This window comes from Nostoc sp. 106C (genome assembly GCF_002154725.1).
Lineage (GTDB): Bacteria > Cyanobacteriota > Cyanobacteriia > Cyanobacteriales > Nostocaceae > Aulosira.
On record NZ_MTAW01000106.1, the window covers coordinates 55,703 to 79,746 of the forward strand.

A 24,044-nucleotide genomic window follows, 5' to 3' on the forward strand; every position below is an offset into this window, starting at 1 on the left:
CTTCTAAGACTGATGTAGTAAGGAGTAAGTGTAAAATCAATTTTACTGAGTTGCTGACTCTCTTATTCACTTTAGGGAGAGAAAAATGATATTCTTATTGAAAACTTCATATTTACTAAAGTAGTGCTGAGTCATCAAAGTTCATAGCAGCAGAAGCCGTTACTATAACTTATTGCTGAGTCTGGTAACTTTAGACTATGTACTCAACACTATTGAACGCACACCAGTTTCCTTCTCTACATCCTTTAATTATTTGTTGTCATTTCATTTATGAAACAAAGAATATTTAAAGCATAAGAGAAAAAGTAGTGACAGGATGCCAACATTAGCTTTTTTCTAAATTTAAACTAGTAGCATAAGTTAAGACTTCTCAATTCAAAGTTGATGGAGTGGTAGTATCGACTGCTAATGTTTTGGGCACATCGGATACAGCAGAGCGAATTACATTAATAAAGTTATGGGCGTAACGTTGCGTTGAAAAATCAAGGGCGCGTTGTCGTGCTGCTACTCCGATAGTATGGGTTAATTGTGGATCTTCAAGATAGCGGAGAATGGCGATCGCTAATGCATCTGCATCACCGTAAGGTGTTAGTAGGCCATTGACATCATCTGTAATAATTTCCGTTGGACCGCCAGCATTACCAGCAATCACAGGTTTACCAAGTGCCATCGCCTCGATAATCACAATACCAAATGGCTCTTTGTCGGAAGCGTGTACAAAGATATCCATCGCCTGCATCCACTCAGGAACGTTGCGCTGTAATCCAACCATGAACACGCGATCGCTCAAACCCAAAGCCGCTATTTGTGTTTTTAAAAAGTCCTCATAATCAGGTTCTAAATCATGCTTACCGCCAACGACTACACAGTGAGCATCAGGATATTTCTGCAAAATTTGCGGCATTGCATCTACTAAAACATGCATTCCCTTCCATCTTTGCAAACGCCCGACAATGCCGATTAAAGGCCCGTGGATCGGTAAGCCCAACTTGATCCGCGCTTCCATTGGAGATGGTAGAACAGTAGGCTCGAAGCGGTCTAAAGCTACACCAGGATATACCAGAGGTGTTGGTCTATGAGGCCAAATCTTTGCCTGCGCTTCCTGACCATCTTGAGAGAGAGTTACTATCGCACGAGCAGGTAATAAAGTCGCCAGTCTTACCAACCAAGACTTACCATCAGGTACTTCTAGTTGATACCACACAGCAGGTAATCCTGCTGCGATCGCGGCCATTCCTCCATAGATATGAGTGATCCACATCCAGTTGGCGATCGCATCTGCACGTTCGCGTCTGGCGATCAAAGCTATCTGAAAAACCGTATTAATCAAACGGTGAATTTGACGCAGGCGACCACTTGCAATCACTCTTGTATTAATACCGAGCGACCTTACTTGTTCTACCATTGGGCCGTCTTCTAAAAATATCGCCAACCATTCGATACCCGCTTGTCGTCCCTGTTGCATTAAATCCCAAAACATCATTTCACCGCCACCTTTTTGTTCAGCCAGCGGCATAATAGCAATAACTTTCATAATGTTGACCTTAATTTAAATGAAATAGATTGTCATAAATTGCGAGGAACACTCGCCCTTATAAAGTTCACGATGACCGAATTTTAGATTTTAAATTTCGGATTAAAGCTTCAAACTTTAAAACTGTTTGAAATAACTAAATTTATTGGTGACACAAATCCAAAATCTCCAATTCTTTATTCAAGAAGGAACATTGATTCATGGAGTCAATCTAAAATCCAAAATCCAAAATTCTTTAACTACTTAGTTCCTTGATGCTGATAATATTTATGTGCTGCCATAGCCATAGCAAAAAATCCCCAAAGAATCATGCCTGCAACACTCAACATCCCGCTACCAATAATTAGTTGAGAACAAGCACTGATCCCAATCGCACGGGAAGCACTTACAAAGCTATCAAAACGACCTTCACTATACTTACTGACATTAACAATCAACAAAATCAAACCGCCTAAATAAGGGATAGCGCCAAACCAGCCCAAGGTGAAAAACATATCTAAAACGCCACTGTCAATGACAAATACTTCAATTTGTCCTGTTTTTTCATTTACCTTCCAAATATTTCCTAAACCGTTACCTAGCCCATTAGAAAGAGCAACACTGAGATTTCTGTCATAACTTCCCGATCTATCTTTAAAGCTACTGTCTTTTTCTAGATTAGAAAAAGTTTCAAAACGAGTAGCCACAACTTTAGAAATAGGTTCGATAGTTATTAAGGGTACAACACAAAGTGCCATTACCAAAATAATGGTAATTAGACGTATTTGAATTCTAGCTTTGACTGAACCTAAAATGATAATTACTCCTAATAACCAGCCACCCCAATTAGTCCGGGCTTGTGCTAATAAGAATGATAAATAACCAACAGCTGAAGCAGGAAAAATTAAAAATCCAGTTCTGGTAAATAACAACAATAAACCAGCTTGCATCACAGAGCCAAAAGGCCCGACTGAGTGCAACGTACTCCAAACACGCATCCCAAACGGTACAGGATCTCCAGAACTGCTAAACATTTTTGACTCTATCAGCCAGTATCTGTCCCACTCTGGAGCTACTACAAATTGATAAACACCGTAAGCTCCAAGAATTAACACGCACCAAAGAAATGTGCGCTGAATATGATCGCGATAGCTAGGATAATCTCGCCAATTTGTGAATAAATGAAAAGCAAAAATAATCGGACTGAGCCAATCTAAAAGACCTCGTGCTACAGGAACAGGCGCATTATAAATTAGACCAACTAAAAAACCATAAAATACTCCAATAAAAGCTAAAAGAAAAGGTAAACCTCCTTGGCGTAGGGTACTAGGAAGGTAGCGTAAGAAGGTTCCTATAGTCACAAACACTACTAAATAGGGTGTAATCAGTATCTGGCGGGTTGCATCCCAGCCGACTCGGTAGTCTATTAAGCGAGAAACTAAGGGTGTGAGAAACCAAATCCACCAGGTAAACCCGATGTAGAGAATTGGATGGCGTAAATAGAGAAATAAACCTACTAGTAAAGCTGTTGCTGGAAAAACTAGGCGCAAAATTGCAGCTGCACCAGCAAAATAGCAAACTATTGTTAATAGTATGAAACCCAATATTACCATCCAAGCCTGTGCTGCTCGATCCTGGGGAGAAAAGTTTTGTTGTAAAACACTATTGAAGAGTATCTGCTTAGAAGTCATTCAATTTTAGATTTTGGATTTTTGATTATAGAAATTATTCTTTGCGCCTCTGCGTGAAATTCTTTTAAGCTTGTTGAATACACGAAAGAATTATGGAACCACAGATGAACACAGATGAATTGTAGTGAATTTTTAATTTTGACTTTTGAATTGCCGATGTGTTTGCCATCCCTGCCAACGACCGCGCAAAGATGCCCAGCATTTTTTACCTGCCAATTGACCTTGACTAGGCAAAAGTCTCAGCCATTGCACTAAGCCTAAGCTATCCCTTGTGCCTACTAATATTGCCCATAATAAAAAGACCACACGGCGTAAAAGCGGCAAATATTCTAATAAAACTAAAGTTTCATTATGAACTAAGTTAATAAAGGCAATTTCATTAAAATTATTGCGCTGGTCTTCATCAAAACGTTGTGCTGGGTAGTGATCTACTGCCACTTGTGGATCGTAAATTAGCTTCCAACCAGCCTGCTTTAACGCTAGGGTAAATGCCATTTCAAAATGTACTTGTGCCCCTGTACCGCGCATCCGTTCATCAAAACGCAATTGTGCGATTGCTTCTTGGCGAAAACTCATGTTCACGCCTTTGAGAACATCGACTTCACGAGGTTCTCCCACTCCTAGATGATGGTTACCTATCACCCGTCCAAACCATTGCAATTTACCAACTATCTGCCGGGAGTCATCTATTACCTTGTTTCCTTGATGTACCCAATCACGCCCACCAACACCACCAATGCGGCTATCTGAGATAAAATGAGCGTTGATTTTCTCTAACCAATCAGGATGGGGGGCTGCATCATCATCTGTAATGGAAACAATGTCTCCTTCTACTGCGGTTAGTCCGGCGTTGAGGGCTGCTACTACCCCAGGTTTGGTAACTTTGATGGTGTGCAGAGGTAGGTTGTGCGGTGGCGATTGGGCGAGGAATTCCCAAGTTTGAGCATCTGTATCGCGGACAACTACTATTACTTGATCGACTGGTTTAGTTTGCGCCTGTAGTGCTAAAAGGCAGCGAGATAGATCTAGAGGACGGCGATAGGTGGGGATGAGAACAGTGTTCTTCATTCTTGATTAACTCCTCAAATAGATCTACATAGGTTTGTGCCATCGTAGTCCAGCTATGTTGTTCAGCGACAGAACGAGCTGCTTTTCCCATTTGCTGCAACAAAGTGTCATCGTCTACTAAAGACAACAAGGCTGCTACTAAAGCATCGATATCATCTGAATCGGACAAAACTACCCCGCATTCTGGTGTCACCAATTCTGCACCCCCAGTGGCGGTGGCGGTAATGACAGGTAAACCAGAGGCGAGGGCTTCTAATAATACGAGGGTGCAAGCCTCATAACGGGAAGGAAATACAAATAAATCTGCAACCCGCATAATTGCGGCGATATCACGTCGATACCCTAAAAAATGCACTCGCTCACTTAACCCCAGAGAGGCTGTCAATTGAGGGAAGGGGCTACCCTCTGTGTTACCAACCACCGCTAAATGTAAATCGGGAACTTTTGCTAAGGCGTATAGTACTGTATCTAAGTTCTTTCTGGCGGTGCGAATATCGCCAGCAAACAGAGCTAGAGGAACATTTTCTGGTAAACCCCATGTTTGGCGGTCGTCTACACCAGGAGTAAATTCTTCTAAATCTACACCGTTGACAATTACCTGAATTCGAGAACGCGGTACGCCAATATTGACTAATTCCTGAGCTACTTTCTCAGATACGGCGATGACTACTTTCGCTTTTTGAAAAGCCTGTTTCTCCCAGTGAGCATTCAACGCAGTGTAAAGCCACTGATAAAATCCGTAAGCATCCCGACGAGTGCGGGAAATATGCACAGGCGATCGCAGCCAAGAACTGTGGACAAAATGTACAGCATTCACATCTGCTGATGTGTTGGTAATCGCGCCATTGACTTTGACTAAATCAATATCAGCGCGATTTTTTTGCAACCAATCTGCACTTTTTTTTGCAAATACGAAATTCCGAATAAATTCTGTAGGAAACTTTTGGACTGGAATCTCAATCCAGTTAACTTGGCTATTCTCTTTTAATTCAGGTGCTACTTCGCTTGCTAATAATGTGAGGTGATGACCACGACGGATTATTTCCTTGGCTACCTCATAATTGACTCGTCCTTGACCATCACCTTTTTTAACTGTGTGGGTAACAATGCAAAGTTTCACACACCACCTCCTTAATAAATTAGTTAATTAGTAGGCTTCTAATAAGTATCCAAGATAAAGATATTTGGAACCACAAATAAACATAGATAAACACAGATAATTTATTAGTGTAAACTTGTGTATTTCTATGATTTTTTCTCATAAAACAAAATTTTGTACGAGGCTTAATTCTAGAATTTAGCTCATTCTAGTAATTGCTTGACTAAGATTCAAATAATGAAACTGAGAGTCAGAGCAGCTAGAGTCCGCAAATTAAATTTCTGTTTGCTCAGTGCTTGCCAAAGATAAGGACGTGCTGCATCTGTCTGTTTATTTCGTATTAATCCAATCCCCAAAGTTGTATTAGCTTCTAACCATTTATTTTGAAAGTATGGCTTAAATTCTTGAAGTTTAGGATCTGCCATCAAGATTTGATAACAAAATAATTCGCTTTTAGCTTTACGAATTTTTGCTTGAACATCTTGAGAGCCACTGAGCATTGTATCAGTTTGCTCATGGGCACGATATCGCGTCAATCTTTCTGGAGAATAGTAAGCTGCATAACCAGATATACAGCAAAGATAGGTTAAATATAAATCCCACATTCCACCAGCTTCTGAAGGAATATTATCCCAATCCAAAAGATTATTGCGAATTACACAAGCTGCGGCTGTGGGTATACTTTTATCTACTAACCCAATCTTAGCGAAAGATTTATAAACACCTTTTACTAGTTTGTGACGCTTGAAACCTCGTGTATTTTCTTCTGTACCAGAATAATTAATATTGCCTTGAGCGTCTATTATATATTGGTCACAAAAAGCGATAATCAGTTCGGGATTTTCTTCTAATGGTGGTACAAGCTTGGCTAAAAAGTTTTCGTTCCACACATCATCATCATGCAAGCTAGCAACATATTTACCCCGCGCCATTTTAAAACCATGCATCTGATTAGCAATCATCCCTATATTTTGCGGATGTCGCCAAAATTGGATACGTGAATCTCCAAAAGATTCGACAATCGGTAGGGGATTTTCGGGACTACAATTATCAGAAACAATAATTTCAATATTTTGATAAGTCTGTTTAACCGCGCTGGCGATCGCTTGCTTAAGATACTCTGGTCGATTATAGGTAGGAATAATCACACTGACCAGAGGTTGTACTACTTCAGAGGTGCTAGACATAAGTTTAAGACATTAAATTTTCATGTCTGTAAATAGAATGGGTTGTCAAGATATCTGTCATTTGTCATTGGTCAATAGTCAATAGTTATTGGTCATTTCTCCCTTGTCCCATTTCTCCCCACACTCCCCATATCTCCCTTGTCCCTACTCTGCTTGGCCAATTTGGTACTGTGTCTGGTGATATCTCCACAGCTTGCCTTGACGAGCGAGTAATTCTTGATATTTGCCTTGTTCTACGATCCGCCCCTTTTCAATTACTACAACCTTATCTGCTTGAGCAATAGTTGAAAGACGGTGAGCAATAACAATCACTGTTCGTCCTACAGCAAAATTCTCTAAAACCTCTTGAATTGACTGCTGTGTGATTGCATCTAAAGCACTAGTGGCTTCATCTAAAATCAAAATTTCTGGTTTGCGCACCAAAGCACGCGCGATCGCAATTCGTTGTTGCTGTCCACCAGATAATTGAATGCCGTTAGCACCCAAAATTGTATTAAAACCCCCAGGCAATTTTTCGATAAATTCTAGTGCATTCGCTTGGCGGGCTGCTTCGTAAATTTCTGCTTCAGTGGCTTCAGGAGTACCGTAAGCAATATTATTCCGAATAGAGGTGTTGAAAATAAATGTCTTCTGACTAACTACAGCCATTTTGCGACGTAGCGAGTCAATGTCAAAATGGCACAAATCAACTCCATCTAAAAGAATTTGCCCTTCTACAGGATCGTGAAATCTGGGAATCAAATCAGCAAGTGTACTTTTACCGCCACCAGTTTCTCCTACTAGAGCGATCATTTTTCCCTGCTCCATACTCAGGGTAATATTGTGTAGCACTAGACTGCCAGGTTCATAGCCAAAATCTACAGATACTATATCAATTCCTTGTTGCAATCCAGGGAACCGGACTTTGCCATTATGGAAGTAATCTTTATCCTCAGTTCTTAATAACTGTTTGATATTTTCTACTGCTCCGGCTTGGGTACTTAAAAAGGCGATAACTCCATTTAAATCTTGAATCATCGGCACCAAACGAAACAGTACAAAGAAGAATGTCAACAATGAGGCAATCTTCATTAAGCCAGTTGTCAGCGCCACAATAATCATCGCTACAAGAATTACTGTGGAGATACTTTCAGCAATTGGCCTGACTATTAAAGACAACCAATAAACATTTTTCCAAGCATTAACTACATTATGGCTCGCTTGATAATACAGTTTTCGTTCAAAATCTATCGTAGAAAATGCATGAATTGTGCGGATGCCATCAATAAACTCTAGCGACCTAGAAGTAAAATTGTCGTTCGCTTTGGTGACAGCAAAACTGCGCTCACGAATATGTTTATTGAGAGTTGTCAGCCCTACAGCTAAAAAACTAAACAGTAAAATTGAAATTATTGAAAGCTGCCAAGAGAGGACAAATAAGGATAGAGAGTAGACTGCAATTGTTAAAGTTCTTGTGATCACAAAAGCCATCCCTCCAAAAATCTGCCTAATCCTCTCCATCTCACTAGTGAGGCTATTAATTATTTCACCTGAGTTTTTCTTGGCAAAATATTTTAGACTTTGAGCCTGTAGTTGTTCAAATATCTGTTTACGAAGATGATCTACTAAATTAATTTCGCTAAACTGAATACAAATTTGTGCTAAGTAGTTAAATCCTGCACGTATACAAGTTATAATTACAATTAATGTAGATACTCGAAATAATCTCTCATTAGCTGAACGGTTAATACCTAAAATAATAATATCAAACCATTCAATTCCGGTTTTTACTGGTTCAGCATCGGGAGTAGTCAGGCTTTGGAGAAATGCCAATAAAAACCCAAGCCCAAATCCCTCAAAGGTAACAGCAAAGAGGGATAAAACTATCGCTAAAATTGCAATACGAGGAAACTTTTTAAACTCTCGTAATATTAAGTAGTTATTTTGCCAAAAACTACTAGCTTGTAGAAATCTCCAAGTTGTTCGAGTGAGCTTGAAATACATAAAATGAGTTACAAGAGTCTTTCAATAAAACAAAGTCCAATCAAATTACACTGGAAAAGTGTCTTAAATTGGATGGCGATAGATGAAGCGACCAATAGCAGATCCACAAAGGATGGCAAATTGTTGTTGGAAAAATTTGGCTGAAGAATACAGTTGAATTGGTGTTTGACTGTGCCGCCAAAACAATTTATCTGTAATGGTAGGACGGCTACCTTCAAGAGCACTCATAATTAGTTTCTTGCGCCAGGGCTTAACGCTGGGTACGGTTGCATGAGACATAATCGTGCCACCAGGGACAAAATCCATACCATCAGGCCCCACCGTACTCAAGGGATGAGTAGACACCATGAGCGCTAAGTTAAGGTAAGTCTGATCTCCATAGAGATAGGGGTAATCATGAAAACTGTTCTGGGCATACAGATCGTCGAAATCTGAGTATCCTGCCATCTCACCTAGTTCTATAAGCTTTTGCCAAAGTAAAAGAATAGACTTGCAATTTTTATTCACACCAATAAAGCCACTATTAAAGTGGTAATCTAATTGGCGATCGCAAACTAAGCCGTTACTTTCTGCAAATTCCTTCCAAGCCAAGCGTCGAGGATGATTAGCTGGTACCTGATACCACGAGTCCCCACACAGCGCAATTCCCCGATTCACCCACTTCTCGTAAAAATCCCAGCTACACTTATTGACAATATCAGGGTCAAAGTAAAATAGCGCATCCACATCTGGGCAGTAACTTTCCCATAATAGGGACATAAAATCAGGCTTGTAAAAACCTAGATGCTTTCGGGTATTGAGTTTCACAAACCGAATTGCACAATCCTCAGCTATAGAAAACTCTTGATAGCCTTTGCCATCTTTTAAAGACTTAGCCCAAGGTGGTAATTCCCCACGATATCCTGCCCAAAACACACCACGAAAACCGTGATGATATAAAGAATTTGCCAAAACTCCCACACCATAGTGGTAGTCTTTTTCAAACACAGTACAGATAGCCGTATTCATAGTCCTAGCGATCGCGTTAAATTAAATAAGTTTTTAGCGCTCTTCTTTGCGCCTTTGCGCCTCTGCGCGAAATAAAAGCAAGATGACAGCCTCCTCCTGCCTTCTTTTCTAAGATCCAGCAGGCTTAAATGTAGCTTCTACCTGCCATGAACCGATAATTTCTGGGACTGAGAGGCCGTTCTCTGAACTTAAGCGCACCAGATCTTCTAAAGTCCAACAATGCGATCGCACTAATCTCCTGTCACCTTGCACTACATTCAATAACTGTGGGAAATTGTGTAGATTATATTTACCCATCCAACGCCCTAGAGGTGTAATGTTGTGCTCCTCAGTTGTGCGAAACTTGATTGCTCGAAACAGTTTACCGCGTTCTCCAACCTGCCACTCATAGGAGAAAAGTGAACCAGGCGAATCAACCTGCATCAGCAAAACCAGCCCCAGCATAACTGGACTTATCAACAGTAGCAACACTAAAGCAACAATCCAATCAATTACTCGCTGCAACTGTTTGCTAAAAGTGTTAGCTTGTTTTAGCCGCTGATTGCCAGAGGGTAAGCGTAGAAATATTGGCTTATTAGCTTGTTCGCAGGCCTCAGCCCAAAATCTCAGCCAAGCCTCATCCAGCTTTGAATCTATGCTCACCAATTTGATTGGGGAATGTTTTAAACAGTCTACTAACAATTCTTCGTTATATAGAGAAGGCAAATATGGCTGTTTTACTTGTCCGGGAGACTTCACCAACAGCTGATCTCGTCGCCACAAAAGTTTGCAGTATGGGGAGCGATGATCTTGGTCTTGCTCAGGTAGCGTGTAGTGATTCTGTAGAATCGGAATTATTGACGTAGTCATAGGTCTTGAGAATTTGTAGAGTAGTAGATTCTTGACCTGATATCAAAGGCTATCTCCGCCAAAAGCGCTAATCTAAATTATTTGTAGAAACATCTTGCAATGGCAAACTTAGTGAGGCGATCGCACATTTTAGATGTACAAAAAGCCATGATACTCAGTAGCTACGCAGAATATAGATATCACTAGCGAGGTTGGAGACAAGGGTAATTAAATCTGTGTAGAAAACATCTACCCTATCACTCCATATTTATTTATACTCAGCAGCTTCACGTTTTGATAAATCTGTCAAAATCAATCGACGCTTATCTTTTGGCTTTTGTGAAGGAGGTTTGATATCTAGAATATAAGAGACTTTAGAAATAAATCTTGGTCAGAGAAATTCTTTATTTAGTCTTTAAAGAGTACTTGATTTTCCCTGGCAATTATTAAGTTATCGTAAACTCGCTTTTCCACCGACACCCGCGCCTGGACTCACCGTAGAATGGTGCTGTCATTGCCCAAATCTCCCGCTTCGTTGTTATCTAGCCTTGGAATCAATTCCAAGGCTAATAGCTCAAGTCTACGGAAGTAGACTAATACCAATTTGAAAAATGATTGCGACAGATGGAAATCTAAAATCCAAAATGGTATAAGTTGCATATTTCAGTCCACTTAACGCTCTTTAATCACTCTCGTGAGATAAAAATCTACAACCCTTATTATGCCGAACTTTTATAAATTTAGGCGTAGGTTGGGTTGAGGAACGAAACCCAACATCCTTAAACCTTGATCTAGTTGGGTTTCACTGCGTTCAAACGCCACTTCACTCAAGTCGGGAAACCCGCCCACGTGAGTGGCTCCCCAACCTACTAGCGCGGCAAGTCTAAAATGTTGGGTTGAATCATCAGAGACTATTTTTATTGTTTGGGATTTTCTAGATTTTTTGAACCCAACGTTTTACGGTTGACGCGCTACTACATTTATTTTCTCTCCCCAAAGTGACGGAAGAGCGTTAAGTGGAGTTGGGCTATTAGCCCAGAACTTCAGTTCTGGGCGGAATGACGGTCAGTGCGATATCACTGTTACAAAAATTTGGGTAATCACAAGGACTGAGCCTGAGGGCTGTTCTATTTTTCTACAGCTTGTTGCAATGCAAACGTTTGTGACTTTGCATAGGGTACATATGTGCTGTGGGAGCTTGATACCCCATTGGCTACCACCCCAATCAAATTTAACTTGCTCAACATCGCTGTAGCTTGGGCAATTTGGCTACGAGTTACCCTTCCAATGCTTGCCACCATAACTACACTGCGGCAAGATGAGGCTGTTAGCATGGCATCTACTAAGCCAAGAACTGGAGAAGCATCCACGAGTATCAGATCGTAATTCTCTTCAAATGTTGCCATCAATTGCATCATGCGTGGGGAACTTAAGAGATTAGCTGCATCAGCAGGGATTGGTCCAGCAGTCAAAATATCGATGTAAGACGAGCCTGAGTACTGAATACTGATTTGATTCGGTAGGCTGCCTTCATTTGTTAGTAGAGTTGAGAGTCCCTGATCGTTAGGAAGATTTAGCTGATTATGGAGACTGGGAGCGCGTAAGTTGGCATCAATCAGTAGTACCTTTTTGTGTAACCGAGCAGCACTCATTGCTAAACCTAATGCCAAACCTGACTTACCCTCATCGGGTAAAGCTGAGGTGATCATCAAAGATTTCAAATTGGTAACAGAATTTAGTAGCTCAATATTTTTATAAATCAGATCTAGCGATTCCCAACGTGGTGGGGATTGCAATACCTGGATTGTCCCAGGAGCAGAAACTTCTGGCTTACCAAAAGGCAACTTAATTGTTGATTCTCTGGGTTTGGCAGGCGGTAACTTGGGAGTTATTCCCAACAATGGTAGAGCGACATGCTTTTCTAATTCCGCAGTGGTATGAACAGCATCATCAGATGCTTCTCGCATAAAGACAGCAATACCTCCCAACATTAACCCAACCACTGCACCCAACAAAAGATTCTGCTGGAGATTGGGACCCATTTGCAAACCTTTTTGAGGTTCTTCAACAACCTCCCAGTTAAATCCGCCTTTAGAAAGTTCTTGGCGCAACTGCTGTTCTGCTCTCAACAGTTGTTCCAATCTTTCACGGCTAAATTGTAACTGCGGTAATATGCGATTGTAATAAGCCAGCAAAGGCGGGAAGCGTTTGAGTTCAAACCGCAAGTCGTTCTCTTTTTGAGCCAAAGTTTGATCGCGAGCAGCTAATGCAACTATATTTGTCTGTGTTTCTACTAACTGACCAGCAAGGTTGAGGTCAATTTGGCCGAGTTGTCCTTGTTCTAGAAGATTTTCTCCAGCAACTGCACCAGCAGGTAGCCCACCTAAAGTTCTGCTAACTTCTTGTTGTAATAATTCCTTCTGTCCCTGAAGTTGTTCTTGCAACTTTTGCACGTTAGGAGTTTCGTCTGTAAAGCGCAAGCGTTCTTGGGATAGAGCTAGCTCCGTTTTTTGAATTTCGTTGAGTAAACCTTGATAGCGAGTAGATTGGCTCAGGCGAGAAGAAACGAGGGCATTCTGTGGAGAACGATTAAGTTGTTCTTGCAAAGATCGTTGACGAGCTAAAGCTTCTTCATATTGAGAACGAGTAGCGCGTCGTTCTTCTTGAAGTTTGTTTAAATTGTCTTCTAGTGCTTTTGCCTGTGTTTCAGGATCGATTAAATTCTGATTTCTGCGAAATCTTTGGAGATTAGTTTCAGAAGCATTCACTTCATCACTTGCCTTCTTTAACTGATCTCTAATAACTTGCAGACCTTTTTGTAAGCGTGAATCCTGTTGCTGCTTGTTATATTCCACATACACTTGGCGAATGGCAGCCAGAACTTTTTGCGTTTTGTCTGGGTCTTTACTGGTATATTCAACTTGGAAAATTTTAGTCAAGACATTATCTTCTTTTGTCTTGATTTGATTTAAAACTAAAGAACTTTTAATCTCAGCTACAGTTATGTCTGGATAGTCTTGCTGAAGTTTATCAACTGCTTTTTGCAAAAGTCCAGAACTCTGCATCACATTAAGCTGAGTCGCTGTGTCTATTTCAATGCTAGGTTCGGTAAATTGATTTTCTGTTGCTCCTGTTCCTGGTTTAACTTGATAGTTGGGTTCTATTAACAACTGCATTGAACTTTTGTAGGTAGGCTTTGTTTTTGTAGTGATCAAACCCGCAAAAGTTAGAGAAGTCAAAAATACAAGTAAAAACCAAGGAAATCTGCGTACAAGTACGGCAAACATCTGTCCGTAACCCACTTCATTGTCGGGAGCCGGATTGAGGCTGGGATTTAGACTAGCTTGAACCACGTTTATTATCCTTCTCCTAAGAAATTACCGAAACAGTTCTGAGTAATGAGTGCTGAGTGTTGAGTAATATGATGTCCGGTAAATTACCGTTAATATGTCATTGCGAAGTTATAGGGTTTTACTCGTTACTCATAACTCTCTAATCAGCACTACTGAATTGATTGATGCATTCTCCAAGCTTGGTCAATAATTTGCTCGACTTTACTAAAGAATGCGGTTTCTGAAAAATTTGTCACTGCATGATTACGGATATTTTGATAATCCCAAGTTATTTGTCCAGCTTCAAATAATGCAGCTTGTAAGGATTCGGGTGTTTGTCTTTTAAAAAATACTCCTGTTTCTCTAGGTACTTGAGTATCTAATACACCACCTGCTCCATAGGCAATGACTGGAGTACCACTAGCATTAGCTTCTACTGGAACTAGGCCGTAATCTTCTAGGGCTGCAACAATGACAGACTTAGCTTTAGAAAACAAGTCTTTACGTTGGCGATCGCTTACATGTCCTAAGAATTCAATATTATCTAATGCTTTGGATTTTAAGCGTTCTTGTTCTGGACCATCGCCTGATATTAATAATCGCCAACCCAGCCAATTAAAAGCTTCAATTATTATATCCAAACGTTTATAACTGATCATCCTAGCTGATGCCAGATAATATTCATCTTTGCTATCAGAAAAAACAAACTTACTGGTATCAATAGGGTAGTTGACAACAATTGCTTTCTTGTTGTAAATATCTTGAATGCGGCGAGAAACAATGCTGGAATTAGCAATATAAAGGTCTGGTTCCTGCGCGTATTGCAGGTCTACATCTCTCATTAATTGGAAGACTTTCTCAATTAATGGTGCAAAATATCGATAATCTCCATATTCCCGTAAATAAGTTTCTGTATCCCATAAGAAACGAGTGACATTATGACAAAAGCAAATGTGAAGTGCATCTGGATGTTTTCTTACTGCTTTAGCAAAACTAGTGCTACTACTAATGATTAGATCGTAGCCTTGTAAATTTAAAGCCCGAAAAGCGGGAAAATATAAGGGAGCTATCAATCGAAAATATCTGACTGCACCCGGAATTTTTTGTAAGAAAGTTGTATTAACTATCCGCTCACCCAAATCAATTGTTTTTTGATGATTATACAAAGAAGTATAAATATCGGCTTCTGGGTAGCGCTTACAAAGCAATTCAAATACGCGCTCTGCTCCACCGCGCTGGGTTAAGTAATCATGGACTAGAGCAATTTTCATAAGTTAAATTTCAAGTTCCTCTAAAGTTTGGTTGAATACTTCCCAGCAAGTTACTAGTAAAAACTTTAGTGTTTAGGAGTATAATCAGGACGATTTTTGAGCTTTTGGCTCTGTCGAATATTCCCCTACTCTGCGCAAAAAGAGGGGGAAGTTTTCTATATTAGATTCGTTTTGTTTTTGTGGGGATTACCCTAAATATTCGTTGTACTAAAAAATGGGTTTGAAAAGTACGTAGTAAGGACTTTAGTCCTTACTACAAACTTAATTTAGCCAATAGCAACTAGAGCTTTTTCTGTAGCGAAATAAGCGTTTTGCTCGGCTCGTAGTTGATCGCAAAGTCTGCCTGCGGGTAATTCTACATCATCGTAAGTTAGCACCTGATCCTTGGGAACATCGCGTTTGAGGCGACATCCTTCAGCTAATCCCATTGGTAGGAGGTTTTGCTGTTGAGCGATCGCAGAATTTTCACATTGACCGTATGTCATGTAGTGGCCAATACCATCCAAGGTTTCCCCGGCTTGCAAGTCAATTTTGGCAGTGGTGACTACATCTACTACTGGGCCTGCTAAGGGAGACATCACCGCATCTTGGAAGAGAACAGCACGAGCTACCGATAGCGGAACTTCAAAATGACACAGGTGATAGGGGGTGTAGAAGCTGTAAAGTGGCCCTTCACCTAGTTTGTATAAGTTGAGGTAGTGTTGTTGTTTGGGGTCTTCGTGAGTTGCAAAGACAAACACACCAGGCCCTGGTTTTGCGCCTACTACATAATCGACAATCCCGCCTAGTTGCTTAAGCTGTTCAACGTCATACATATTGGTCATCTCATCCACATGACCGCTGAAGTCATATCCCAGCATTCCCCGTTTAGCAACTTTCATTCCTGTGGCGTTTGCAACGATCGCCTGTTCAAAGGAAATTTTACTACCGTCAGCAAAGCTAGTTACCATGTGGGCTTTCTGACCCCAACGCTTGGCAAATGCTTCTTGGGTGGTGGGATTGCGATAAGGGTCTTGAAGTCCCTTAATGTTACCGCACAATAGTGGAGTCAGACCAATGCTTTTGACAAAACGGTAGAGGTTCATTTCTACCCCAGGCTGATCGCCGTCGCAAGCGCTAAGAATCACCCCTGCTTTGTCAGCATATACCTTGAGGATAGGGCCAATTGTGCCGTCGAGTTCGGCATTCATCATAATTACATGCTTGTGATGAGCGATCGCACTCATCACAATATGCGCGCCAAATTCCACCGCGCCTGTGACTTCGATTAAGGCTTCGATACCCTCAGCATGGCAGAGTAATTCCGCATCTTCTGTGACTGCATATTTACCCTGAGCGATCGCATCTTCGATTTCAGTAATATTTGCAACAATCTGAATATCTGCAATCCCTGCTTCTATATAAGCTTGCTTGGCAGCATCAATTTGGCGGTTGGAGATAGCAACTAACTCCATTCCGGGGACTGAGTTAATAATTTGATTTGCAATTCCTCGACCCATAAATCCTGCACCAATCATTCCTACTTTGATGGGTCTACCTAAGGCTGCGCGGGCTTGCAAAGCGCGATCAATAATAATCATGAGTTTTTAATTCCTTTATTAATTTTATGTCTTCTGTTGTGAGCGATCGCTGTTTAATAATTACTGTTTTGGCAAATGATTAATGACCAAGCACAGAGTTAACGAAAAATCTCACAACTCCCATCGGATTTTTATAAACTCGCACTCCCAACTGGCATCATGCTTAATAGGGGCCAATTTAAATCTTTCTCCGAAATTTCGGCAACTTCTAAAGGCCATTCAATGTTGAAAAATGGGTCATCATAACGTAGACCACGCTCATAACCCGGTGTGTAAAATTCACCAACTTGATAGACAACCTCAGCGTCATCTGTCAGCGCTTGATAGCCATGAGCAAACATTTCTGGAACATACAAGGCGCGGTGATTGCCTGCGGTTAGTTCCACACCAATATGTGATAAGAAGGTGGGAGACTCAGGACGCATATCAATAATCACGTCATAAATAGCGCCTTTCGTACAGCGAATTAATTTTGTTTCTGCTGCTGGAGAAAGTTGATAATGCATCCCCCGTAGTGTACCTTTTTTGTAATTGAAAGACACATTACACTGGGCGACTTTTGGCCTTAAACCGTGTGTCATAAATTCTTGAGCGCAAAAACTCCGGGCAAAAAAACCACGGCTATCTTGCTTTTTTTCTAATTCAATGATGAATGCGTCTTTCAGTTCGGTTTGGATGAAATTCATATACAACCTCAGAAGTAATTTTTATGTCAGCAGGAACTAGCTATTTTCTGATAGTTAGCTATGGGTTTGAACGAGATCTGGTGACGAGCTAAACTCTGGCTTGGGATAAGTATCATCCCAATATTGGGTACAAAGTTCTGGTCGTTCTGGAGGATTAGCGGTGTAACAGAAGAATAGAGTTACTCGTTCTTCTGTACGTACAGTTCCGTGATGCAAAACATTTTTTGTATCTGCCAAAATTACAGTGCCTGCTGGACCTTTACAAGTTTTCCAAGCTGATTTAGGTATGACTTTTTTTACTATTTCATCATCAATACCCATATAGCTCCCTTGCCAAAGTTTGTAATAAAGCCAATAATATTGCCATCTTAATAAAGAAGTTAAAGAGCGCGGAATGTACTCAAAAGGACCAGTTTTTTCTGTGGCATCTTTTAAGGAAAGAAAAATTTTGATAATCCGGCGGTCTTCAGCATCGCTATGCCATAGCAATGTCCCAAACTGATGTTCGCTAGGAAAATCTTTGCGTAAGTGTACACCGTGAAAAGTTACAGGAAGACCGATATAATTTTCAATGATATTAAGCAGTCTTGTTTCTGTTGCCCAAGCAGAAATTTCTGGGAAATCTGTAAGTGTATAAATTTGCGGCCATTTTTCATTTAGATGGTCGTTGTTGGCTTTTTCCATCTGGGATAATTGATGATAAGCAGCCTTAAGCATTTCTGAGGTGGAATTTAATCCTAAATCTGCAAGCGTTGTTACACAAACACCATCGCGTTTGAGAGTTTGAACAATTATGCGATCGCTCTCTTCCAGAATGGGTAAATTTTTTTTATGCTTCCATCTTTCTACTACACAAACTAAGTCAGAGTACAACGCATATACTTTGCGTTTAATACTGTTAAGCATGAATTCAATACCTCTTGATTATTAATTTAATACTATTAGCTATTTAATGGCTTATCTCTCTTTTTTTTTGCACTTGTTGAGTAGTAACTTTAGTTACTTCTGCTAGGGTGAACTCTTTACAAGCCATTACATCGAAAGCCGATAAACCAATTAAAGCTAAAAACGGAATTACTGTTTTAATGGCAGACACAGGCCATCTTCTTAAAGCACCTAAAAACACTTTGAAACTGACTTCTTTACCATTTTGCAAAAGCATTCTTCTACAAAATTGCTTAGAATATCCGCTCTGCTCTAGTTTCAAAATAACTTCGGGGATATGTTTGTATTGCATTAACAGTGCAGATCTTGGCTCTTTCTGCCAATAACTCACACCAACAATACATTCTAAAAAAGTCTCTTTAGTAACAATTACACTGCCATTAGCAGCACAATATCCCGCTAAATATGCCAGGGATATCCAATTATTTGCAGCATCTGGCCAAATTTGGAGAGCACGTTTTATAAGGTCAGTGCGGTAGACTGTAGCCGTAAGAAATATGACTGCACCAACACTTTTCGAGAAACAATGTTCAAATATCGCCTTGCCATTATCACAAGCATCTTCGCTATCAGCATCAAACCAGCGATTACCAACTATTGTTGGTGGATGAACTGGTTCGCCGGTAATTTTATTGCGACCAGAAAAGTTGAGAAATATTAATGACAAATCTTCGTACTGTTTAAGCTTATTGATGACATAAACAATGCTTCTTTCTTGAATTGGATCATCGTCACCAATTGTCCAAACATACTTTGTTGTCGCAGAATTTAGGCAATAAAGGATATTTTTCATTACGCCTAAATTTTCCAAATTCCGATTAGATTTAAATGTGATATTACTGAGTATATCTTGCCACTTTTTAATTACATCCTGAGTCTTATCTGTGGAACAATTATCAGAAACTAAAATTTCACATTCAGATTCAAAACCTGTAATAGCTTGAGACAACCAGGTTAATTGTTTATCAAGTAGCTCAGCCCGATTATAAGTAGGGATAGCAATAGTGAGTAATTTATTCATTTGATCGGTTGCGATCTAATTAATTGAAAAAATAAATTGTTGTAACTGATAATTCCCAAATAAAAATATTAATCCGGAGATTTTTACTATTTTCAAAGAAAATTCAGTTGTTTGAATGCCAGAAATAATTAATACCCAAAATTGACTCAAAAACCTGTGTATCAGGTTTTTGAGTTGAAGAGCTTAAATTACAATTGCTACTTATAACTATCTTTTATTCCAAAAGAAGTCTTTGTCAATTTGCTGTGTGCGAATTAGATACTCTAGCTGCTTTAACCGTGTAAATCCTCTAAACAAGAAAGTATCTTCAGTCATGTCAATTTGACTGAATAAATTAAATAGCTGCTGTGCACCAAGCTGGGCATTCCAATCACACTTAAATCCGGGTAGCATGGTGTTAATTTTATCGAAAGATACCCGATAGCTGCGGTTGTCTGCACCGTTGTCTCCAAAGGACAATTGACAACCTGTAAAAACTTCTGCAATGATTTCAGCGATTTCTTTAACTCGATAGTTGTTTGTAGTATCCCCGACGTTAAAGATTTGCTTGTGTACAATATCACGGGGAGCTTCAATGGCACAGACAATTGCTTTACATATATCTAATGCGTGAACTAATGGACGCCAAGGAGTACCATCACTGGTCATTTTGATTTCTTTGCTAGTCCATGCCAATCCAGCTAAGTTATTTAAAACAATATCAAATCGCATTCTTGGGGAAGCGCCAAAGGCTGTTGCATTTCGCATAAAGGTAGGAGAAAAATCATCATCAGCTAATGGCATTACATCTCGTTCTACCAGGGTTTTACATTCTGCATAAGCTGTTTGAGGATTTACAGGCGATTCTTCTGTGACATCACCCTCGGTAGCTACGCCATAGACGCTGCAAGAAGACATATAGATAAAACGACGTACACCTGCTTCTTTAGCTAGCTTAGCTAGGCGAACAGAACCTTGATGATTGATTTCGTAGGTAATATTAGGTGCCAATTGTCCGGTGGGGTCGTTGGAGAGTTCCGCCATGTGAACTATAGCTTCGACACCTTGTAAATCTTTGAGGATGATATTACGAATATCTTTGTTGAGAGTTTTAGCTGTCACTTCAGTACCGTTATACAGCCAACCAACTTTATAGAAGCCAGTATCTACACCAATAACTTCGTGTCCCCGTTCAATTAACAAAGCAGGTAATAATGAACCGAGATAACCTTCTGTTCCAGTTACCAATATTTTCATTGTTGTTCAAGCCTTTGTATTTGATTGATTTCTATTAGATGAAGTGTTAAGTAAGAGGAGATATGCCAAGGTTTATTTTTAGAGTTTCGATGTATTTATGAAAGTCATTTTCATAAATTTTCTACCCAGACGTCTCCACAGAGTATCTCGCCATCCTGACCAATCTGTCATGTCAAGATAGTGAAAGAATAAATCTTTTTTGGGATGTTCACATTCCACTCGCAATCCCGCATACCAGGGTTTGGGAGTATTAGTAAAGTGAATGATGCAAGGATGATGTAGCACATCTTGATAAATATCTTCTGGAAACGGACTATTTTTCCCAAATGAATCATCATATATCCTTGGCATCTGGTTCCATTTTGGGTGAAGTTCTCCCCATTTACCAGCCAAAATGGCATTTAGTCCATCTTGATCGTTAGGTAGATATTTTTGGTTTTGTTGAAGATATTCAATGATTCTGCTACCTATATTCTCAGTTCGCCACTTATGAATATTTATGACTAACAATCCAGCATTAAAGTATTTAGCATCTGGAGAGATGTCCAATTCTTGATAATTTTGTAAAGCTTCACACATTGATACATATAACTGGACATCATCCTGAACTGCTAATACATAATTATCTCCTATATCGATGTTCCATAAATCTGCTAAATCTCCTGTTACTACCATGTCGCTATCTAGATAAATTGCTTTATCAAAATGCTTTGGTAAAACTTGAGGTAGGAGTAGTCGATAATAGGTAGGAATTGTTACATGCCTATTCAATGCCAGATTTTCAAATAGTGCATTATTTAGCTGCACCCAAGAAATTTCAATTTGTTCTGAGTCAAGCGATTTAATAATCTTGTGTTTGTTGGTTTTACTAATTCCTCCATCAAGAATAAATAAGAACATCTTGCAATTACTGTTAAGATTGGCAAGTGCCGATCGCACTGTTACAGCAAGAGGCATTGCATAGTTATTATCAGCAGCGCAAACAACGGCAATTGGCTGAAAATCTGATATAACTCCCATAAATTTCACCTTAATAACTAGTTGGCTGATGTTGGGATTAAAAGGTTGGGATGTTATCAGCTACCCGGTGAAGTAAGAAATCGTGCCAGTGCTTCCAAATTCAACATAGCGGCTGGCAAATCACAGCAATTTTGAGCTAATTAAACTACAGCAAATGCAATGCTGGTCTTGCTGAGTTTAATCCTTGCAGCCTACTTAAATTAATTGACGGACACTGCTAAATGTGATAGTTCGGGTATTTGTGCCACAATTGCTTTGCCAATTTCTAAAGAAGAAGTGGCTGCTGGGGAAGGCGCATTGCAAACATGAATAGAGTTTTGACCTTGAACAATCAAAAAGTCATCTACGAGAGAGCCATCATTCTTCAAAGCTTGAGCACGGACTCCTGCATGGGTAGGAACTAAATCTTGTGCTTGCACTTCCGGAATAAGTTTTTGCAAACTTTTAACAAAGGCTGCTTTGCTAAAAGAACGAATAATTTCCTTGATTCCTTCATCAGCGTGTTTGGCTGCTAATTTCCAGAAACCGGGGTAAGTCATTACCTCAGCAAAATCTCGCAGGTCAAAGTCAGTTTTGAGATAACCTTCGCGTTTGAGACTCAGAACTGCATTTGGCCCTGCATGAACGCTACCATCAATCATCTTGGTAAAGTGAACACCAAGGAAGGGAAAATCTGGATTGGGAACCGGGTAGATGAGAGTTTTGACAAGATAGCGTTTTTCTTTTGTGAGTTCGTAGTATTCTCCCCGGAAAGGCACAATTTTCGCTTGCGGTTCAACTTGACCTAGTTTAGCAATGCGATCGCTATGCAAGCCGGCACAATTAATTACAATGCGAGTTTCAAAGCTACCGTTGTTTGTTTCCAGTACTTGATTCTTACCACTTGGGCGAATTTTCTCGACTTTGGTGTTGAGGCGTAAATCTCCACCCTGTTTTTGAATTAACTCAGCGTATTTGTTGCTAACTTGCTTGTAATTAACAATTCCTGTAGAACATACTCTGATTCCGCCTACACAACTGACATGGGGTTCAATTTCTCTGACTTCTTCAGGACTGATTCTCTGGACTGCTATCCCATTGTCTAAGCCGCGTTTGTAGAGATTTTCAAGGCGTGGTAGTTCTGCTTCTGAAGTTGCTACAATTACCTTGCCACAAACTTCATAATCAATTCCATGTTCTTGGCAGAATTCTACCATCGAGCGAGCACCATCACGGCAGAATTTAGCTTTAAAACTTCCTGGTTTGTAATAAATTCCTGAATGAATTACACCACTATTATTACCTGTTTGGTGAAATGCCCAATTGCTCTCTTTCTCTACTACTAAAATCCGTGCATTGGGATAGCATTTACCTAAAGCCATCGCTGTGGAAAGTCCGACTATTCCGCCACCGATAATTGCAAAATCATACATTATTATTGCACCTGCAACTAGAACTAAGTTAGTAGTTAGGAGCTAAATTACATTTATAACTCATAACTATGTTATTACCATACTTTCCAAGGAGCTTGACCATTTTTCCATAGCTCCTCCAGATAGTTTTTATCGCGTAATGTATCCATTGGCTGCCAAAAGCCACTATGTTTGTAAGCTGATAACTGTTCCATATCAGCTAGCTTTTCTAATGGTTCTTTCTCCCAAACAGTGGTGTCATCAGCAATAAAGTTGATCACTTCCGGTTCTAAAATAAAATAACCACCATTAATCCAAGCACCATCTCCTTCGGGTTTTTCTCGAAAACTAGTAATTTTAGTTTGTTCCTGTCCCAAAGAAATTGCACCAAAACGACCCGCAGGTTGCACGGCTGTGAGTGTAGCTAAGCTATTTTGTTCTTTATGCAACTTAATTAGTTCTGTGATATTTACATCACTCACACCATCACCATAGGTGAAGCAAAAAGTGTCATTGCCAAGATGCTCTCTAACTCGTTTTAAGCGTCCGCCTGTCATGGTGTTATCACCTGTATTAACTAAAGTGACACGCCAAGGTTCAGCGTAGCCAGAATGCACATTCATCTGGTTAAAACGCATATCAAAGGTAACATCTGACATATGCAAGAAGTAGTTAGCAAAATACTCCTTAATGATGTAACCTTTGTAACCGCAACAGATAATAAAATCATTAATACCGTGGGCAGAGTAACTCTTCATGATGTGCCACAAAATTGGCTTACCACCAATTTCTACCATCGGCTTAGGTCTGATACTGGTTTCTTCACTTAGGCGTGTACCCAGACCACCAGCCAAAATCACTGCTTTCATGCAATTACCTCAAAGATTTGCAGGTTGGTTAATATTTATTCACCTTGTTCAATTTACTTTCTGGTTAGTTATCAGAAAATAATTCAGGAATCAGAAACTAGTGCTTCACCGCATTAATGATGAGAGAAAAGTGAGTTCGTCACCAGGCATTTAGTCCTGAATTTTTAACTACACAAGTGCTTATTGCAAACCTATCAAACCCACCAAAGTTTTAATTTGATAGCCTACTTTCGGGAAAGCTTTACTTATTAGCTAAAGTCTGAATCTCTAGCTGAATATTTTCTGAATTCTGAATTCTTATCAAGATGAAGCGATG

18 protein-coding genes are annotated in these 24,044 nt (G+C 39.9%); all 18 read right to left on the bottom strand.

Annotated elements, in window-relative coordinates; translation table 11 throughout:
* Positions 1–370: 370 nt before the first annotated feature.
* The 18 genes from BV375_RS14575 to rfbF all read right to left on the bottom strand — a co-directional run bounded on the left by BV375_RS14575 (position 371) and on the right by rfbF (position 23,728).
* Positions 371–1,534 carry a glycosyltransferase family 4 protein gene (locus tag BV375_RS14575; protein ID WP_086761625.1) on the bottom strand — a complete coding sequence of 388 codons (1,164 nt, stop codon included), beginning with the start codon at positions 1,532–1,534 and terminating at the stop codon, positions 371–373.
* A 239-nt stretch (positions 1,535–1,773) separates the two neighbouring features.
* Positions 1,774–3,204: a glucose-6-phosphate isomerase gene (locus BV375_RS14580; RefSeq protein WP_086761627.1), complete on the bottom strand. Its 1,431-nt coding sequence runs from the start codon at positions 3,202–3,204 to the stop codon at positions 1,774–1,776.
* Between the two features lie 132 nt (positions 3,205–3,336).
* Positions 3,337–4,272 (bottom strand): glycosyltransferase family 2 protein, encoded by a 936-nt coding sequence (locus BV375_RS14585; protein ID WP_086761628.1) that lies wholly within the window; start codon positions 4,270–4,272, stop codon positions 3,337–3,339.
* Positions 4,190–5,392: a glycosyltransferase family 4 protein gene (locus BV375_RS14590; RefSeq protein WP_086761630.1), complete on the bottom strand. Its 1,203-nt coding sequence runs from the start codon at positions 5,390–5,392 to the stop codon at positions 4,190–4,192. The genes BV375_RS14585 and BV375_RS14590 overlap by 83 nt, the downstream gene beginning before the upstream one ends.
* A 209-nt stretch (positions 5,393–5,601) precedes the next feature.
* Positions 5,602–6,558 carry a glycosyltransferase family 2 protein gene (locus BV375_RS14595; protein WP_086761632.1) on the bottom strand — a complete coding sequence of 319 codons (957 nt, stop codon included), beginning with the start codon at positions 6,556–6,558 and terminating at the stop codon, positions 5,602–5,604.
* 144 nt (positions 6,559–6,702) lie between these two features.
* Positions 6,703–8,541, bottom strand: coding sequence for a heterocyst formation ABC transporter subunit HepA (gene hepA, locus BV375_RS14600; RefSeq protein ID WP_086761634.1), 1,839 nt, complete (start codon positions 8,539–8,541; stop codon positions 6,703–6,705).
* Between the two features lie 63 nt (positions 8,542–8,604).
* Positions 8,605–9,549: a hypothetical protein gene (locus BV375_RS14605; protein WP_086761636.1), complete on the bottom strand. Its 945-nt coding sequence runs from the start codon at positions 9,547–9,549 to the stop codon at positions 8,605–8,607.
* Positions 9,550–9,657: 108 nt separating this feature from the next.
* On the bottom strand, positions 9,658–10,398 hold the full coding sequence (hepC, locus tag BV375_RS14610) for a heterocyst development glycosyltransferase HepC (protein WP_086761638.1): 741 nt from the start codon (positions 10,396–10,398) through the stop codon (positions 9,658–9,660).
* Between the two features lie 1,106 nt (positions 10,399–11,504).
* On the bottom strand, positions 11,505–13,730 hold the full coding sequence (locus tag BV375_RS14615; RefSeq protein WP_208095761.1) for a polysaccharide biosynthesis tyrosine autokinase: 2,226 nt from the start codon (positions 13,728–13,730) through the stop codon (positions 11,505–11,507).
* A gap of 149 nt (positions 13,731–13,879) precedes the next feature.
* The gene (locus BV375_RS14620; protein ID WP_086761640.1) at positions 13,880–14,980 is read right to left on the bottom strand and encodes a glycosyltransferase; all 1,101 of its coding nucleotides are present in this window, start codon (positions 14,978–14,980) and stop codon (positions 13,880–13,882) included.
* A gap of 266 nt (positions 14,981–15,246) precedes the next feature.
* Positions 15,247–16,560: a Gfo/Idh/MocA family oxidoreductase gene (locus tag BV375_RS14625; RefSeq protein ID WP_086761642.1), complete on the bottom strand. Its 1,314-nt coding sequence runs from the start codon at positions 16,558–16,560 to the stop codon at positions 15,247–15,249.
* A 131-nt stretch (positions 16,561–16,691) separates the two neighbouring features.
* The gene (gene rfbC, locus BV375_RS14630; RefSeq protein WP_086761644.1) at positions 16,692–17,246 is read right to left on the bottom strand and encodes a dTDP-4-dehydrorhamnose 3,5-epimerase; all 555 of its coding nucleotides are present in this window, start codon (positions 17,244–17,246) and stop codon (positions 16,692–16,694) included.
* Positions 17,247–17,300: 54 nt separating this feature from the next.
* Positions 17,301–18,152 (bottom strand): phytanoyl-CoA dioxygenase, encoded by an 852-nt coding sequence (locus BV375_RS14635; RefSeq protein ID WP_086761646.1) that lies wholly within the window; start codon positions 18,150–18,152, stop codon positions 17,301–17,303.
* Positions 18,153–18,195: 43 nt separating this feature from the next.
* Complete coding sequence (locus tag BV375_RS14640; protein WP_086761648.1) at positions 18,196–19,212, bottom strand: glycosyltransferase family 2 protein; 1,017 nt, start codon at positions 19,210–19,212, stop codon at positions 18,196–18,198.
* 207 nt (positions 19,213–19,419) lie between these two features.
* Complete coding sequence (locus tag BV375_RS14645; protein WP_086761650.1) at positions 19,420–20,448, bottom strand: SDR family oxidoreductase; 1,029 nt, start codon at positions 20,446–20,448, stop codon at positions 19,420–19,422.
* A gap of 78 nt (positions 20,449–20,526) precedes the next feature.
* Positions 20,527–21,468: a glycosyltransferase family 8 protein gene (locus BV375_RS14650; protein ID WP_086761652.1), complete on the bottom strand. Its 942-nt coding sequence runs from the start codon at positions 21,466–21,468 to the stop codon at positions 20,527–20,529.
* A 200-nt stretch (positions 21,469–21,668) separates the two neighbouring features.
* The gene (gene lhgO, locus BV375_RS14655; protein ID WP_086761654.1) at positions 21,669–22,880 is read right to left on the bottom strand and encodes an L-2-hydroxyglutarate oxidase; all 1,212 of its coding nucleotides are present in this window, start codon (positions 22,878–22,880) and stop codon (positions 21,669–21,671) included.
* 74 nt (positions 22,881–22,954) lie between these two features.
* Positions 22,955–23,728: a glucose-1-phosphate cytidylyltransferase gene (rfbF, locus tag BV375_RS14660; protein ID WP_086761658.1), complete on the bottom strand. Its 774-nt coding sequence runs from the start codon at positions 23,726–23,728 to the stop codon at positions 22,955–22,957.
* Between the last annotated feature and the right edge of the window lie 316 nt (positions 23,729–24,044).